Here is a 16200-nt window from a genome sequence, read left to right as displayed (position 1 = left end):
AAGTGGGAGAGTGGCCGCATGCGCGTGTTGCTGGTCGATGACGAGTCTCTGGCGATCGATCGCCTGAAGACCTTCTTCGCCGACATCGAGGGAGTCGAGCTGGTCGGCCAGGCCGGCGACGGCGACGAGGCGCTGGAGAAGATCCAGCAGCTCACGCCCGATCTCGTCATCCTCGACGTGCAGATGCCGGGCAAGAACGGCCTTCGCGCCGCCGCCGACATCGACATCGAGCCTCGGCCCGAGATCGTCTTCGTCACCGCCCACGAACATTATGCGCCCGACGCGTTCGACGTCGACGCCGCCGACTATCTGCTGAAGCCGGTCCGCTTCGACCGCCTGCGCCAGGCCGTCGACCGCGCCCGCCGGCGCAGGGCGCTGCGCGCCGCCGAGACCCGTGCCGGCCAGCTCGAGGAGGAAGTCGCGGCGCTGAAGTCCGGCGCCGCGCCGCGCGCCCATGACGATGACGGCTTCTGGGTGCCCGAGCGCCACGGCCAGCGCCGCGTGCCGATCGATACGATCGACTGGATCGAGGCGGCGCGCGACTATGTGCTGCTCCACACCAGCATGCGCAGCCACCTGCTGCGCATCACCATGGCCGCGCTCGAGGAGCGGCTCGCCCATTCGCCGCTGCTTCGGGTCCACCGCTCCGCGTTCGTTCGGCCGGACAAGGTGACGGAAGTGAAGCGGTCGGGGCGCTCCTTGTGCCTGGTGCTCCAGGGCGGCGCCGAGGTGCAGGTCGGGCCGAGCTACGTGTCGGCGGTCAAGGGCGCGCTCAACTTCGACTAGAGCGGCCGCGGGCAGCAGCGCCGCTGCCGCTCGCCTGGCCCGCGATTATCTATGCTCCGCTCAGACCAGCGGAACGGTAGTGGCGGCCGACAGCAGCATCGTGCTGAGGAACAATGCAGCGGCAAAGGTCGACCAGGTCCGGAAGGATTCCGCAGACATTTCGCCTCTCCTCGTGGCAGCGACGGCGCGCCACGGCGCCGCCGATCCCCTGCTAGGACGGGCGGGCGGGAGAGGCAGGGCCGATGCGACGACGGCGCGCGCGGGATCGACGTGCGGGACCGCGCGTCGACAAAGAAGGAAGCCGCGCCGACGAATGCGGCGCGCGGAGGGTCAGTCGCCCTCGAGCGGCTGGACCGGCGGATCGCCCGCCGGCGGGCCGCTCGGGTCGTTCAGCAGGCGCGCGATATGCGCCAGCAATTCGCGCTCGATGAACGGTTTGCCGAGCGTCGGCACGTCCTCGTAGTCCGGATGGACCACCTGGCTTTCATGATAGCCGGTGAGGAACAGGAACGGCACGCCGCGGTCCTTGAGGACGGCCGCGACCGGCCACACCAGCCGGCCCTCGACATTGAGGTCCAGCACCGCGGCGTGGATTTCCTCGTTGCCGGCCGTGCTCAGCGCGGTTTCCATCTGGTCGACCGGGCCGACCACTTCCCAGCCGCGCGACTGGACCGCCGTCTCGATCGAATGGGCGGTCAGGATCTCGTCATCCACGATCAGGATGCGAGGCGTCACATGTTCCGGACCAGGCTCCAAGGATGTCTCCGAATGCCGATACCCGCAGAAGACGAACGGACCGGAACTTCGATCCGCCCGACCGGGGTCGGCGGCAGGATAGCGGAGCCGCCCTCGCCGGCCAAGCGTCGCGACCCTGCTCCACGTTAAGCACCGCGGATAGCCGCGCGATCCGGGCGACAGTTGGAAGCTGGCGCGGCATCTGTTAGCCGGACTTATGCCCGAGGCCTCAATCGCTTCCGCCCGCGAGATTTTGACGGGCCTTCACGAGGTGATGGCCTCGCGCATCGGACCGCAAGCAAAGCTCAACAAGGTCGTGAAGATCGTCGCCGAGGCGATGGTGAGCGAGGTCTGCTCGATCTATCTGCTGCGCGACGGGGTGCTCGAGCTCTACGCCACGGTCGGGCTCAACCAGAGCGCGGTCCACGTCACCAAGCTGGCCAATGGCGAGGGCCTGGTCGGCACCATCGCCAAGAATGTCGAGGTGCTCAATCTCGCCGAGGCGGCGAGCCATCCCGAATTCGCCTATCGTCCCGAAACCGGCGAGGAGACCTTCCACAGCTTCGCCGGCGTCCCGATCATCCGCCAGGAGCGCGCCGTCGGAGTCCTCGCCGTCCAGCATGCCGAGCCGCGCGCCTATGACGATCTCGAGATCGAGGCGCTGCAGACCGTCGCGATGGTACTGTCGGAGTTGATCGCCAATGCCGGCCTGATCGACCGCCGCGCCAAGGCCGGCGAAGCCGACCGCGAGGCGGGCATGGCGCGCATCAAGGGACTGAAGCTCGTCGTCGGCATGGCCCGCGGCACCGCCGTTTATCACCAGCCCCGAATCCTCATCGAGCACACCGTCGCCGAGGATATCGAAGCCGAGCGCCACCGCGTCTACTCCGCCTTCCGCAAGATGCGCGAGCAGATCGACACGATGACCACCCAGGCCGAATTCGGCACGGCCGGCGAGCATTACGAGGTCCTCGAGACCTACAAGATGTTCGCTTATGACGAGGGCTGGTCGCGCCGCATCAACGAGTCGATCGACCAGGGACTGACCGCCGAGGCGGCGATCGAGCGGGTTCGCCAGCGCATGAAGCGGCGCATGGCCGAGATCGACGATCCGCTGCTCGCCGAGCGAATGCACGACCTCGACGACCTGTCGAACCGGCTGCTGCGCATCGTGTCCGGCCAGCTTGGCACGGCGGCGCAGGCCGGCCTGCCGCACGACGCCATCCTCATCGCGCGCAATCTCGGCCCGGCCGAGCTGCTCGAATATGACCGGCGCAAGTTGAAGGGCGTGATCCTCCAGGAAGGGTCGCTCACCGCCCATGTCATCATCGTCGCGCGGGCGATGGGCGTGCCGGTGATCGGCCGCGTCGCCGACGCCCGCCAGGCGATCTCCGAAGGCGACACCGTGCTCATCGACGGCGACGAGGCGGTCGCGTTCGTGCGCCCGACGCCGGCGATCGAGGAGGCGTTCAACGCCAAGCTGGAGGCGGGCCAGAAGCGCCGCGCCGCCTTCGCCGCTTTGCGCGACGTGCCGCCGGTGACCAGCGACGGCACGCGCATCACCGTGATGGTCAATGCCGGCCTGCGCGACGACGCCGCCGCCCTGGGCGCGGTCGGCGCCGACGGCATCGGCCTGTTCCGCACCGAGTTCCAGTTCCTCGTATCGGCGACCTTGCCGCGCCGCGAGAGCCAGCAGCGCCTCTACCGCTCGGTGCTCGACGCCGCCGACGGAAAGCCGGTCGTGTTCCGAACCGTCGATGTCGGCGGCGACAAGCAGCTCCCCTATCTCCACGGGCTCGAGGAAGGCGAGGAGAACCCGGCGCTCGGCTGGCGCGCGCTTCGCCTCGCGCTCGACCGCTCGACCTTGATGCGCGCCCAGTCGCGCGCCTTGCTCGAGGCCGCTGCGGGCCGCGAGCTGCACGTCATGTTCCCGATGATCTCGGAGCCCTGGGAGTTCGACGAGGCCAAGCGCCTGGTCGAGGAGCAGCGCGCCTGGCTCGCCGCGCGCGGCAAGAAGCTGCCGACCGCGATCCGCTACGGCGCGATGATGGAGGTTCCGGCGCTCGCCGAGGCGCTCGACATCCTCCTGCCCAAGATCGATTTCCTGTCGATCGGAACCAACGATCTCACCCAGTTCCTGTTCGCTGCCGACCGCTCCAATCCCAAGCTCGCCGAGCGCTACGACTGGCTCAGCCCGGCGATCCTTCGCTTCCTCAGGCGCATCGTTCGCGCCTGCGACGAGGCCGAGGTCGCCGTCGGCGTGTGCGGCGAGATGGGCGGGCGCACCCTCGAATGCATGGCGCTGATCGGCATCGGCCTTCGCCGCTTTTCGATCACTCCTGTCGCGGTCGGCCCGATCAAGGCGATGATCCGCTCGCTGAACCTCGCCGCCGCCACCGAGTTGATGGAGCGGATGCTGGAGCGGCCGCCCGACAATATGCGCGCCACGCTGGCCGAATGGGCGGCGAAACAGAATGTCTCGTTGAGTTGATCAAGTCCGGCGCGCTGCTATGACGGCCAGACCGCGACACGACAAAATATAGGTGAGGAGCCGGGTGCCGGATGGCCGAAGCGGAATTTGAACAGGAAGAGGGCGGCAACAGCGTCGGCCAGCGGCTGCGCGAGGCGCGCGAGGCGCGCGGCCTGAGCCTTGAGGAAGTCGCCGCCCAGACGCGCATTCCGATACGCCATCTGCGCAGCATCGAGGACGGCAAGTATGAGGAATTGCCGGCGCTGACCTACACGGTCGGGTTCGGCCGCAATTACGCCAATGCGGTTGGACTCGACGGCGCCGAGATCGGCCGCGAGCTGCGCGACCAGTTGGGCGGCGCCCAGCGCGGCTCGACCATCTCGACCGAATATTATGCGCCGCCCGATCCCGCCCGCGTCCCGTCGCGCCCGCTCGCCTGGATCGCCGGCCTGCTCGCCTTGGTGCTGATCGCCGGCTATCTGATCTGGCGCTCGCAGCTCGGCAGCGAGGAGGAGGCGCAGCCCGCCCCCGTCGAGCAGCAGCCCGTCCAGCAGCAGCAGGCCCAGCCCGCCGCCCAGCCGCAGCCCCAGGCCGCGGCCGGCCAGCCGGTCACCCTGACCGCGACCGGCCAGGTCTGGCTGCGAGTCTACGAGGCCGGCGGAGCGACCATCGTCGAGCGCACGCTGCAGGCCGGCGAGACCTACCAGGTTCCCGCCACCGCGACCCGCCCGATGCTTCGCGTCGGCGCGCCCGAGGCGCTAAGAGTCACGGTCGGCCAGACCGCGATCCCGCAGCTCGGGCCGTCGGGCCAGCCGGTCGGCGACGTCAGCCTCCGTTCGGAGGATCTGGCCGCTCGTGCGCAGGGCCAGGCGCAGCCGGCGCCGTCGCGGCCCTAGAGCGATTGCGAGGCAGGTGGTATCACCTGCCGGCCCGGCAATCGCGACCGACCTCCCCCGCAAAAGTGCGGGCTTCCGCCTCCGCGCCGGCCATGCTTAAGGCTGGCGACAGGCTTTAACCTTCAATAACATGGCCGCGAGGCGGATCGTCAGCGGGGACGGGGTGAATGCGTAAGATTTTGATTGCCATGCTGCTGCTCGGCGCGGCCACGCCGGCACTGGCGCAGCCGACTGTCGAGCGGCGGGTCGACCGCCTCGAGCAGGAAATGCGCGCGATTCAGCGCCGGGTCTTCCCCGGCGGCGCCGGCGCCACCGTCGACCCGGAGCTTCGCCCGGCGACTCCGACCCGGCCGACCGTCGACACCGGCGACGCCCTCTCGACCCTCAACGCGCGAGTCGACGCGATCGAGGCGCAGCTCGCCCGCATCACCGGCCAGGCCGAGGAAAACGGCTACCGCATGCGCCAGCTCGAGGAGCAGCTCAACCAGCTGCGCACCGACACCCAGACCCGCCTCGGCCGAATCGAGCAGACCTCGGCGCCCGCCCCCGAGCCGACCACGACTCCAGCGACCACGATGCCGACCATGGAGCCGATCGTCGAGCGTCCCTCGACCCCGGCGACTCAGCCGGCCACCGCGACCGACCCGGCCGAGGCCGCCTACAATGCCGGCTTCCGCCTGTGGGAGGCGCGCAATTACGCGCAGGCGCAGACCGCCCTCACCGCGGTCGCCGAGCGCTATCCGCGCAGCCGCTGGGCGAGCTGGGCGCGCAACCTCGCCGGCCGCGCCTATCTCGACGACGGCAAGCCGGCGACCGCGGCGCGAGTCTTCCTCGGCAATTATCAGGACGACCCGCGCGGCGAGCGCGCCGCCGACAGCTTGTTCTTCCTCGGCGAGGCGCTGGTCCGCCTCGACCGGCGCAGCGAGGCGTGCCCGGTCTATGACGAGCTCGAGCAGAATTATCCGAACATGCGCGATTTCCTGCGCACCCGCCTGCCCGCGGCGCGCCGCGCGGCGCGCTGCAGCTGACCCCAGGGGCAGGGCCGGGCGATGGCGCCTGATCCTGCCCTCGTCGCAAGGTTCAAGGTCGACCTCCAGGGGCTGACGCAAGGGCGGCCGGAAAAGCTCGGGGTCGCCGTCTCCGGCGGCCCGGACAGCCTCGCTCTGCTCCTCCTCGCCGCCGCGGCCTATCCCGGCGCCGTTGTCGCCGCGACGGTGGATCACGGCCTGCGCGAGGAAAGCGCGGGAGAAGCGCGCTTCGTCGCCCGCATCTGCGACGATCTCGGCGTTCCCCACGCCGTCCTCGCCCCGGGCTGGTCGGAGGCGCCCGCGAGCAACGTCCCGGCCCTCGCTCGCCGAGCGCGCTACGAAGCGCTGAGGGCCTGGTCGGGCCGCGCCGGCTGCGAATGGATTGCGACCGCCCACCATGTCGACGACCAGGCCGAGACCTTGCTGATGCGCCTCGCGCGCGGCTCGGGCGTCGCCGGCCTCGCAGGAGTGCGAGCGGTCAACGCCTGGCCCGCCACGAAGTCCGACGTCGTCGTCCGGCCGCTTCTCGGCTGGAGGAAGGCCGAGCTGGTCGCGATCGTCGAGGCTGCGGGCCTGCAGGCCGTCGTCGACCCGACCAACGACGACGACCGCCTCGACCGCACCCATGCCCGCCGGCTCCTCGACTCGGCGCCCTGGCTGAACCCTGTCCGCATCGCTGCATCGGCGACGAACCTGCTCGACGCGGAGGAGGCCCTTGCCTGGACGACCGAGCGCGTCGTGGAGGCGAGGCTTCGGCGCGCCGAGGACCAGGCCTGCGTCACCATCGATGCGCGCGACCTCCCGCGTGAGCTCCAGCGCCGCCTGCTGCGTTGCGCGCTCGCCAATTTCACCGATGAGACCGCGGTCCCCGGTCCCAAGCTCATGACCCTGCTCGATACGTTGCTCGACGGCCGCCCCGCCACCCTTGCCGGAGTCAAGGCCGAGCCCGGCGACACCTGGCGCCTCACCCTCGCCCCGCCGCGCCGCACCTGAGCGGTTGTCGCCGCGCCGCCCCGTCATGCTAAGGGCCACGCATGCACGTCACCCTCCTCACCCCGGACTCGAGCTACAACCAGTTCCGCGATGTGTGGGAGGCGCGCATCGCGATGTACGCGCAATTGCTCGCGCCGCACGGCATCACGCTCGAGCCGGTCGCGTGGCCCAATGCGCGGCCCGTCCGCCCGGCCTGGGCGCAGCTCGCCTGGGGCTATCACCTCCAGCCGGCGCGCTGGGAAACCCTGCTCGCCGCCTGGCCCGATGACGTGCCGCTGCTCAACGCACCGGGCCTGCTGCGCTGGAACAGCGACAAGCGCTATCTCGACGATCTCCAGGCCGCCGGCGTCCCGGTCGTTCCGACCCGCTTCGTCGGCCTCGCCAACGACGCCGAGCTCGCCGCCGCCCGCGCCGCCTTCGGCGCCGACGAGCTGGTGGTGAAGCCGCGGATCTCGGCCTCGGCCTCCTACACCAGCCGGGTCGGCCCGGCCGATCCCGCCCCGAACCTCGCCGACGCGATGATCCAGCCGTTCATGCCGGCGGTGCTGGACCAGGGCGAGCTGTCGATCTTCTTCTTCGCCGGCGCCCCGGCCCATGCCGTGCGCAAGGTCGCCGCCCCCGGCGATTTCCGCGTCCAGCGCGAATATGGCGGCGCCTTCACCCTGGTCGAGCCGAGCGACGAGGAGATGCAGCTCGCCCGCGCCGCCATCGCCGCGTCGCCCGAGCCGCCCTTCTACGCCCGGGTCGACATGGTCCCCGATTCCGACGGCCGCCCCCGCGTGATGGAATTGGAGCTGATCGAGCCCGACCTCTATCTCGACCTCGCGCCCGACCGCGGCGCCGGCTTCGCCGCCCTGCTCGCCGAGCGGCTTCGGCAGGGATGACCGATTAGCGGATCAACGCAGCAGAAAAATGCGGGATCGCTCCCGCGGCGGCGTCTCTCCGGCACAGGCCAGGGAGGCGAGGTCGTGGAAGGTCGGCTGGTATTCGGAATGGTGGGCGTGGCGGTGGCGACCCTCGCTTTGCTCATCGCCCAGGTCCTCTAGCGCGGCGCGGCCGGATCGGCACCGCGGCGGCTTGTGCTCGGCCGCTTTCGCCCGCTACGCTCCGCGCGCTGGTTGGGGGTGAAGCGGAATGGCGAAGGAACATCATCACGAGTCGACATCGGTGGGCATCGGCTGCCTGCTGCTCGTGCCCGGCTTCTTCGTCGGCCTCGACGCTCTCACCGACATGACCGCCGCGGCGCCGCAGAGCTGGCGCCTGTTCGCCGAGATCCTCGGCTGGCTCGCCCTCTACGTCTATGCCGCCCGCACCCTTGGCATCTACCTCCTCCGCGGCGTCCGCCGAAGGCGCAACGACCAGATCGTCATCGGAATCGCCATCGCCGCCGCGATGACTCTTCTGCCGGTGGTCATCATGGCCCCGTGGCTGCCGCCCGTGCTGCGCATGGGGATCGGGATCATCCTCCAGCTGATCGGGGTCACCGTGCTCGTCGGCTTCGTCGTCGCGGGCGTCATGTACTTGAGGACCGCGATCGACCCGAAGCGCGACCGCCGCCGGCTCCGCCGCCGCCTCGAGAAGCTCGGCATTCTCAAGCACCGCTCGCGCCGGCACCACTGAGCGGTCGCGAGGCAGGTCACCGGCCGGCCCGGCAACCGCGACCGACAGGAAACCCGCGGAGCCGTCTCACCGGCCCGCGCGGGCGATCACCTCGACGTCCAGCGCGTCGAGCGCCGGGACGAGGTCGGCCAGCGCACACAGGTCGGCGACCGGACAGTTCGGATCCAGCTTCGCGGCGGCGCGGTCGTAGACGGCGACACAGTCGTCATTGGTGATCCTCGACGCATAGATGATGCCGTCGAGCGACGACTCGCGATACAGCCTCGCGCTGAAGCTGCGGCCCGGACGTTGCGACTTTCCGCGCACCACGTCGGTGGAGACGCCCAGCCGGTTGGTGCCGGAACCACGAAGATCGAGCAGTCGGAGCTTCGTGGTGCACACGAGGCTCGCGATCGCCCGCTGGTCGAGTTCCTCCTCCATCAGCTGGCGTTTCCTTCGCCGTTCGAATCGGTCGCGAACAATCGTCTCGGCGATCGCAGTCGCGAGGTCGCGCGCGGCATAGAGGAGCTTGAAGCTGTCGTCGGGGCTCGCGAAGCGCGTCTTGCCATCGCCCATGCCGGTCGGGGTTGCGCGGTAATCGTCCCAGATGATGCGCAGATAGCCGGTGGCGTCGAACGGAAGCGTCAGCGCGGAGAGCGTGTCCGCGTTGAGCTTCATTGGCCGTCGAACGCCTCCCGCGCCGCTTCGACGACCTCGTCGGCCCGGTCCTCCCTGAGGAGGTCGATCGGCGGGCGGTCGGCGAGATTTGGGTTTGGCGTGACCAGCCAAAGCCAGGCGACCCGCGGCGACCGCGCGATCGCCAGGATCGGGCCGATGCCCTTCAGCGGCCGGCCATCGATGAACTGCGCCGTCGGAAACACATGGTTGCGCGTGCCGCGAAGGAGTCCGACAACCTCGCCCCTGCGCTGCCATTCATGGAGCGTCGAACGCTGGATGCCCAAGTCGCGCTGAAGCTGCGTCGAGCCGGCAACCTCTCCGGCCCACTCCTCGATGGGCAGGGTTACGGCGCGGGCGGCAAGGCGCTTGCGGCCTTCCGCCCGAGCTATGAGCGGGCCGAAGCCGGTCCCGCTTCCCACCGTCGCGGACTTCGCCTCTCCCAGCAGGCGGGCCAGGTCATGGACAAAGTCGGCGCTGTCCCGCTGGCTCGCCAGATGTCGGCGCTCGGAAACCGGAAGCTCGACGAGGGCGGAGGTCACGAGGCCGACGATCCGGGCAAGCTCGCCGGCGACGAGACCCAATTCCCCCGCATAGCGGGCGACGATCCCCTCGACATCCTTCGCGACCTTCCTCGCGATCGGGCGCTCGAGCTCGGTGGCGGACATCGTGACTCCTATTGCGTCGGGTGGATATAGGTCATCCTGCTCTATTTGTCCAGTATGTACACTTTGTCCGAATTGTTCGCCTACTCGCCCGTAAGCCCCCATTCACTTCGCGCGGCTACATTGCGCCGGCCCGCCGAATGCCTATCTTGAGCGCGCACCCCCAACAGGGACGACCGATGAGCGACGACAACAACAAGGATCCGCAGGGCTCCGCCAATCCGTGGATGAAGAGCCTGCTGATCTGGGCCGGCATCCTCCTGGGGCTGGTCCTGTTCGTGCAGATGATCGACGGCGGCCGCGGCGCCGCGCGCGACTCGATGACCTATTCCGAATTCCTCAACAAGATCGAGGACGGCTCGGTGAAGAGCGTCATCATCGGCAAGGATTCGATCCGCGGCCGGCTCGGCGACGACCAGCAGTTCGCGACCAACTCGACGCTCGGCGCCGACCCGGAACTGGTCAAGCGGCTTCGCGACAACAACGTCACCTTCGCGATGGAAGCGGAGGCGCAGACCAGCATCTGGATGCTTCTGCTCTACCAATCGCTGCCCTTCCTTCTGATCCTCGGCGTCGCCTTCTTCGTGATGCGCCAGATGCAGAAGAATGCCGGCTCGGGCGCGATGGGCTTCGGCCGGTCCAAGGCCAAATTGCTCACCGAGAAGCATGGCAAGGTCACCTTCGACGACGTCGCCGGGATCGACGAGGCGCGCGAGGAATTGCAGGAGATCGTCGAGTTCTTGAAGGACCCGACCAAGTTCGCCCGCCTCGGCGGCAAGATCCCCAAGGGCGCCCTGCTCGTCGGCTCGCCCGGCACCGGCAAGACGCTTCTCGCCCGCGCCATCGCGGGTGAGGCCAACGTGCCCTTCTTCACCATCTCGGGCTCCGACTTCGTCGAGATGTTCGTCGGCGTCGGCGCGAGCCGCGTGCGCGACATGTTCGAGCAGGCGAAGAAGAACGCGCCGTGCATCGTCTTCATCGACGAGATCGACGCGGTCGGCCGCCATCGCGGCGCCGGCCTCGGCAACGGCAATGACGAGCGCGAGCAGACCCTCAACCAGCTGCTCGTCGAGATGGACGGCTTCGAGGCGAACGAAGGCATCATCATCATCGCCGCGACCAACCGTCCCGACGTTCTCGATCCGGCGCTCCTCCGCCCGGGCCGCTTCGACCGCCAGGTCGTGGTGCCGCGCCCGGACATCGAGGGCCGCGAGAAGATTTTGGCGGTTCACATGAAGAAGGTGCCGCTCGCCCCCGACGTCGATTCGCGCACCATCGCCCGCGGGACCCCCGGCTTCTCCGGCGCCGACCTCGCCAACCTGGTCAACGAGGCCGCCCTCCTCGCCGCGCGCAAGGGCAAGCGCCTCGTCGCGATGAAGGAGTTCGAGGAAGCCAAAGACAAAGTCATGATGGGCGCCGAACGCAAGTCCATGGTCATGACCGACGAGGAGAAGAAGGCGACCGCCTATCATGAGGCCGGCCACGCCCTCGTCTCGCTCCACGTCGACGGCTGCGACCCGCTCCACAAGGTCACGATCATACCGCGCGGCCGTGCGCTGGGCGTGACCTGGAACCTGCCGGAACGCGACCGCTACTCGATGAGCATGAAGCAGATGAAGGCGCGCCTCGCGCTCTGCTTCGGCGGCCGCATCGCCGAGCAGCTCATCTATGGCGAGGACAGCCTCAACACCGGCGCGTCCAACGACATCCAGCAGGCCACCGACATGGCCCAGGCGATGGTCATGGAATATGGCATGAGCGAGAAGCTCGGCTGGCTGCGCTATCGCGCCAACCAGGAAGAGGTGTTCCTTGGCCACAGCGTCGCGCGTAGCCAGAGCGTCTCGGAAGAGACGTCGCGCCTGATCGATCAGGAGGTTCGCCGCCTCGTTGAGGAAGGCGAGGCCGAGGCCCGCCGGGTGCTCACCGAGAATCTCGACGAGCTTCACCGCCTTGCCGGCGCCTTGCTCGAGTTCGAGACCCTGACCGGCGAGGAGTCGAAGCGCGCGATCAGGGGCGAGGATATCGGCCGCGAGGACCCGCTGTCCAAGCCGCCGCTGATCCCCGCCTCGGGCGCGTCGATCCCGAGCACCCGCCGCCCCCGCGGCGGCGGCGGCGGCGGGATCGGCGACCCGGCACCGCAGGGCGCCTGAACCGACCGGCCTTTGAACGAACCAGCGGCGGGCCTTCGGGTCCGCCGCTTTTCGTTTGCGGTCTTTCAAAATGGCGCCCGGCCTGCCACGCCTGCGGCATGCGCTTTTGGTCGCCCGGAGCCCCGGCTTGATCCTCACCGGCCTTCTCGGCGGCTCGTTCAATCCTGCCCATCGCGGCCACCGCCACATCAGCCTCGCGGCGATCGATGCGCTCGGGCTCGACGACATGTGGTGGCTGGTGTCGCCCGGCAATCCGCTGAAGCCCCGCGAAGGCATGGCGCCGCTGCCGGCCCGCTTCGCCTCGGCGGTGCGCGCCGCCGAGGGCACCGCGATCAAGGTCACCGCGATCGAGCAGGAGCTCGGCACGCGCTACACGCTCGAGACATTGCACGCGCTCATCGACCGCTTCCCGGACCGCCAGTTCCTGTGGCTGATGGGTGCGGACAATTTGTCACAGTTCCACCTCTGGAAGCAGTGGCAGGACATTGCGCAAACGGTGCCGATTGCCGTTGCCGGCCGCCCCGGTTATGATGGCGAGGCCCATCAGGCACCTGCCATGGGCTGGCTGCGGCGCTTCGTCCTATCCGCGGACCAGGTTCGGAACCGGACGATGGGGAGTTTGCCGGCGCTCGTGCTGCTTCAATTGCCGCCCGACCCGACGTCAGCCACCGCCATCCGCGCAGCCCGTCCCGATTGGCACGAATCCGACGACTATTCGTTCAACCCGAAGAGCTTGCGTGACCAGGTCACGCAGCGGCTCGTGACATAAGGAGGCCGTTTGCCCGTACCCGCTCCCGCTTCCACGGAAGCCCACGCCCAGGCCGAGGCGCTTCACAACCTCGTCCTCCGTTCCCTCGATGACGATCAGGCGGTCGAGGTGGTGTCGATCCCGCTTTCCGGGAAATCCAACATCGCCGACTATATGGTCGTGGCCAGCGGCCGCTCGAGCCGCCAGGTCTCGTCCATGGCTCAGAAGCTGTCCGAGCGGATCAAGCAGGAGCTCGGCCGCAACGTGCGAGTCGAGGGTCTGCCGGTCGCCGACTGGGTGCTGATCGACGCCGACGACGTCATCGTGCACCTGTTCCGGCCCGAGGTTCGCAGCTTCTACAATCTGGAACGCATGTGGGCTTTCGAGGAAGGCGCCCGCCCCGCCGCGGCGGGGGCGTGATCGGTTCCTCCCCGGCTTGCGCCGGGGACGGATAAGCGATGCTCCTCCACATCGTGGCCCGCGGCAAGATCGGGCGCTCGCCGGAGGCGGAGCTGGTCGAACGCTATCTCGGCCGCCTCTCCTGGGCGACCAAAGTCACTGAATTGCCCGAGAGCGGCGGCAAGGTGCCGCCGCGTCCCGCGTCAGGCGCGCTGATCCTGCTCGACGAGAAAGGCGACAATCTCTCCTCGATGGAGCTCGCCGGACGCCTCGAGCGATGGCGCGACGGCGGCGCGCGCGAGGCGCAGTTCCGGATCGGCGGCGCCGACGGCTTCGGCGACGCCGAGCGCGCCGAGGCCGACCTCATCATCTCCTTCGGCCGCGCGACCTGGCCGCACCTCATGGCCCGCGCCATGCTTGCCGAACAGCTCTGGCGCGCGGCCAGCATCCTTGCGAACCACCCCTATCATCGGGAAGGATGAGGCGGTGCGTGCCGGAATCGCGATCCTGGCCCTGAGCCTCACCGGCGGCAGCCTCGCCGTCGCCGCGCCGCGCGTCGACCCGGCGAGCTTCCGCGCCGCCATCAACGAGGCCCGCGAGGCGCAGCAGCGCGCCGACCAGCTGGAGCGCCAGGCGGCCGAGGCCACCGACGACGCCGCGCGCGCCCGTGCGGAGGCCGAGAGCCTCGTCGCCCGAATCGAGGCGGCCGAGGCCGAGATCACCGCCGCCGAGGGACGAAGCGCCTTCATCGCCGCGCAGCTGAGGATTCAGCGCGCCCGCCTCGCCGAACGCCAGGGTCCGCTCATCCGCCTCACCGCCGCGCTCCAGAATCTTTCGCGACGGCCGCCCGCGCTCGCGCTCGTCCAGCCCGGCAGCCTCGATGACGCGATGCGCGTGCGCGCCGTCCTCGCCGCGGCCTTGCCGCAGATCCGCGCCCGCACCGCCGGCCTGCGCGCCGAGATCGACCGCGCCAACGCCCTGCTCGCCCAGGAGGAGATGGCGCGCCAAGCGCTGGTCGCCAGCCGCAGCGAGCTCGGCGCCCGCCGCACCGCGCTGGCCGAACTGGAGGCCCGCCAGCGTGCCCGCTCCGAAGGCCTCGCCGACCTCGCGCTGCGCGAATCCGACCGCGCGCTTGCGCTCGGCGAGGAAGCCCGGGGCCTCGAGGAGGTGGTCCGCGACCGCGCTTTCCAGCGCCGGCTGGCGACTCGCCTGGCCGAGCTCGACGGCCCGGCGCCGCGTCCCGGCGGCAACGCGGCGGCGGCGGCGCGCGGCAATTTCCTGCTTCCGGTGCGGGGGCGAGTGCTCACCGGCACTGGCGAATTGTCGGAAGCCGGAGTTCATGCCCGCGGCCTCACCCTCGAGGTCGAGCCCCAGGCGGTGGTGCGCGCGCCGTCGAACGGCCGAGTCGCTTTCTCGGGGCCGTTCCGTTCCTACGGGTCGGTCGTCATCCTCGACCATGGCGGCGGCTGGACGTCTCTCGTCACCAACCTCGCGGGCATCGGCGTGTCGCCCGGCCAGCGCGTCCAGCGCGGCGCCGTCGTTGGCCGCGCCCGCGGCGGCGGCGAGCCGGTGACGATCGAGCTTCGCCACAACGGCCGCCCGGTTCCGGTCACCGCCGCCCTGGCCGGGTGATCCGTTCATCCAGCGTTGCTTTCTTAAGGCCTAGAAAGCCTGTAAAGGCCTCAGTCGACCCTCCATATGGGACTCATATGAACAGCAATCTCTTCCGCTCGCTGGCCTTGGTCGGAGCTGTCGCCCTCGTCCCCGCCACCACTGCCGCGCTCGCCCAGGTCGAGGTCGACACCTATCAGAATCTCGACGAGTTCGTCAGCGTTCTCAACCGTGTACGCTCCGAATATGTCGACCAGGTCGACGACGAGCGGCTGATCCGCGGCGCCATCGACGGCATGCTCGCCAGCCTCGACCCGCACTCCTCCTATCTCGACGCGAGTGACTTCGAGAATCTGATGAGCACCACCGACGGCAATTATGGTGGTCTCGGCCTCACCGTCACGATGGAGGACGGAGCCGTGAAGGTGATCGCGGCGACGCGCGGCACCCCGGCCGATCGCGCCGGCATCAAGGCGGGCGACTTCATCACCCATATCGACGGCCAGCTGTTCTTCGGCGGCACGCTGGACGAGGCGGTCGAGCGGATGCGCGGCGACCCCGGCACGTCGGTGCGCCTGCGGGTCGTCCGCGCCGGCCGCGATCAGCCGCTCGAGCTCACCGTCACCCGCGCGATCATCGACATCCCGGCAGTGCGCTCGGAAGTGCGCGACCGCGTCGGGATCATCACCGTCACCACCTTCAACCGCAACACCACCGACATGGCGCGCCGCGCCATCGCCGAGATGGAGCGCAACCCGAACACCGCGCCGCTCGGCTATGTGCTCGACCTGCGCTCCAACCCCGGCGGCCTGCTCGACCAGGCGATCGGCCTGTCCGACCTGTTCCTCGAGCGCGGCGAGGTGGTGTCGCAGCGCGGCCGCCGCCGCACCGACATCGAGCGTTTCTATGCCGAGCCCGGCGACGTCACCAACGGCAAGCCGATCGTGGTTCTGGTCGATGCCGGCAGCGCCTCGGCCGCCGAGATCGTCGCCGCCGCCCTGCAGGACCATCGCCGCGGCCTCGTGATGGGCGAGCGCACCTTCGGCAAGGGCTCGGTCCAGACCCTCGTCCCGCTCGGCAACAGCAATACCGCGCTCAGGCTCACCACCGCCCGCTACTACACGCCGTCGGGCCGTTCGGTGCAGGAAGGCGGCGTCAATCCGGACATCGCCGTGCCGCAACTGAGCGATCCCGATTACCGCTCGCGCAGCCGAATCCGCGAATCCGACCTTCGCCGTCATCTCATCAACGAGACCGCGGTTCAGGAGGACGTGATCCAGGACGACGGCCGGCCGGATCCGCGCTTCGCCGCCACGCCGGCGCAGCTCGAGCAGCGCGGGATCGAGGACTACCAGCTCCATTATGCGCTTCAGACGATCTCGCGGCTCGGCCGCGTCCAGCAGGCGGGAACCGGCGGTGACGCCCGGCCGACGTCCCGTCGCTGA

Annotated in this window: 16 protein-coding genes; 13 read left to right on the top strand and 3 right to left on the bottom strand. The window is 69.5% G+C overall.

The genetic code is table 11. From position 1 onward, the window contains the following. The first annotated feature begins 18 nt into the window (after nucleotides 1-18). Complete coding sequence (locus G7B71_RS05140; protein WP_166038551.1) at nucleotides 19-786, top strand: LytTR family DNA-binding domain-containing protein; 768 nt, start codon at nucleotides 19-21, stop codon at nucleotides 784-786. Nucleotides 787-1116: 330 nt separating this feature from the next. On the opposite strand, the gene G7B71_RS05135 is transcribed toward G7B71_RS05140, so the two are convergent. Continuing rightward, nucleotides 1117-1542, bottom strand: coding sequence for a response regulator (locus tag G7B71_RS05135; RefSeq protein WP_166038549.1), 426 nt, complete (start codon nucleotides 1540-1542; stop codon nucleotides 1117-1119). 196 nt (nucleotides 1543-1738) lie between these two features. Here G7B71_RS05135 and ptsP point away from each other — a divergent pair, with 196 nt between their 5' ends. The 6 genes from ptsP (at nucleotide 1739) to G7B71_RS05105 (ending at nucleotide 8528) form a co-directional block, all read left to right on the top strand. Further along, a complete protein-coding gene (gene ptsP, locus G7B71_RS05130; RefSeq protein WP_166038547.1) occupies nucleotides 1739-4012 on the top strand; it encodes a phosphoenolpyruvate--protein phosphotransferase in 2274 nt (757 codons plus the stop codon). A 71-nt stretch (nucleotides 4013-4083) separates the two neighbouring features. Further along, on the top strand, nucleotides 4084-4887 hold the full coding sequence (locus tag G7B71_RS05125) for a helix-turn-helix domain-containing protein (protein WP_166038545.1): 804 nt from the start codon (nucleotides 4084-4086) through the stop codon (nucleotides 4885-4887). A 167-nt stretch (nucleotides 4888-5054) separates the two neighbouring features. Continuing rightward, complete coding sequence (locus G7B71_RS05120) at nucleotides 5055-5915, top strand: tetratricopeptide repeat protein (RefSeq protein WP_166038543.1); 861 nt, start codon at nucleotides 5055-5057, stop codon at nucleotides 5913-5915. 21 nt (nucleotides 5916-5936) lie between these two features. Continuing rightward, nucleotides 5937-6908 carry a tRNA lysidine(34) synthetase TilS gene (gene tilS / locus G7B71_RS05115; protein WP_166038540.1) on the top strand — a complete coding sequence of 324 codons (972 nt, stop codon included), beginning with the start codon at nucleotides 5937-5939 and terminating at the stop codon, nucleotides 6906-6908. Nucleotides 6909-6949: 41 nt separating this feature from the next. Further along, a complete protein-coding gene (locus G7B71_RS05110; RefSeq protein WP_166038538.1) occupies nucleotides 6950-7792 on the top strand; it encodes a hypothetical protein in 843 nt (280 codons plus the stop codon). 250 nt (nucleotides 7793-8042) lie between these two features. Next, nucleotides 8043-8528, top strand: coding sequence for a hypothetical protein (locus tag G7B71_RS05105; protein WP_166038536.1), 486 nt, complete (start codon nucleotides 8043-8045; stop codon nucleotides 8526-8528). Between the two features lie 66 nt (nucleotides 8529-8594). Here G7B71_RS05105 and G7B71_RS05100 read toward each other — a convergent pair whose 3' ends face one another. Beyond that, nucleotides 8595-9185 (bottom strand): RES family NAD+ phosphorylase, encoded by a 591-nt coding sequence (locus G7B71_RS05100; protein ID WP_166038534.1) that lies wholly within the window; start codon nucleotides 9183-9185, stop codon nucleotides 8595-8597. Further along, nucleotides 9182-9850: an antitoxin Xre/MbcA/ParS toxin-binding domain-containing protein gene (locus G7B71_RS05095; protein ID WP_166038531.1), complete on the bottom strand. Its 669-nt coding sequence runs from the start codon at nucleotides 9848-9850 to the stop codon at nucleotides 9182-9184. Before G7B71_RS05095 ends, G7B71_RS05100 begins: the two co-directional genes overlap by 4 nt. 176 nt (nucleotides 9851-10026) lie before the next feature. Between G7B71_RS05095 and ftsH the strand changes: the two genes are divergently transcribed. From ftsH to G7B71_RS05065, 6 genes are all read left to right on the top strand, one after another. Continuing rightward, nucleotides 10027-11997, top strand: coding sequence for an ATP-dependent zinc metalloprotease FtsH (ftsH, locus tag G7B71_RS05090; RefSeq protein WP_166038528.1), 1971 nt, complete (start codon nucleotides 10027-10029; stop codon nucleotides 11995-11997). 70 nt (nucleotides 11998-12067) lie between these two features. Continuing rightward, the gene (locus G7B71_RS05085) at nucleotides 12068-12766 is read left to right on the top strand and encodes a nicotinate-nucleotide adenylyltransferase (RefSeq protein WP_207774717.1); all 699 of its coding nucleotides are present in this window, start codon (nucleotides 12068-12070) and stop codon (nucleotides 12764-12766) included. 9 nt (nucleotides 12767-12775) lie between these two features. Then, on the top strand, nucleotides 12776-13165 hold the full coding sequence (rsfS, locus tag G7B71_RS05080; RefSeq protein WP_166038527.1) for a ribosome silencing factor: 390 nt from the start codon (nucleotides 12776-12778) through the stop codon (nucleotides 13163-13165). Nucleotides 13166-13203: 38 nt separating this feature from the next. Next, nucleotides 13204-13626 (top strand): 23S rRNA (pseudouridine(1915)-N(3))-methyltransferase RlmH, encoded by a 423-nt coding sequence (locus G7B71_RS05075; protein ID WP_166038524.1) that lies wholly within the window; start codon nucleotides 13204-13206, stop codon nucleotides 13624-13626. A gap of 4 nt (nucleotides 13627-13630) precedes the next feature. Further along, nucleotides 13631-14776, top strand: a complete 1146-nt coding sequence (locus G7B71_RS05070) for a peptidoglycan DD-metalloendopeptidase family protein (protein WP_166038522.1) — start codon at nucleotides 13631-13633, stop codon at nucleotides 14774-14776. A gap of 77 nt (nucleotides 14777-14853) precedes the next feature. Beyond that, entirely contained in the window at nucleotides 14854-16200 is a 1347-nt protein-coding gene (locus tag G7B71_RS05065) for a S41 family peptidase (protein ID WP_166038520.1), read from the top strand.

It is taken from the genome of Sphingosinicella sp. YJ22 (genome assembly GCF_011320075.1).
In the GTDB taxonomy this organism is placed as follows: Bacteria; Pseudomonadota; Alphaproteobacteria; order Sphingomonadales; family Sphingomonadaceae; genus Allosphingosinicella.
Note: the sequence above shows the minus strand (reverse complement) of the source record. Positions and strands in the feature narration are given on the sequence as shown.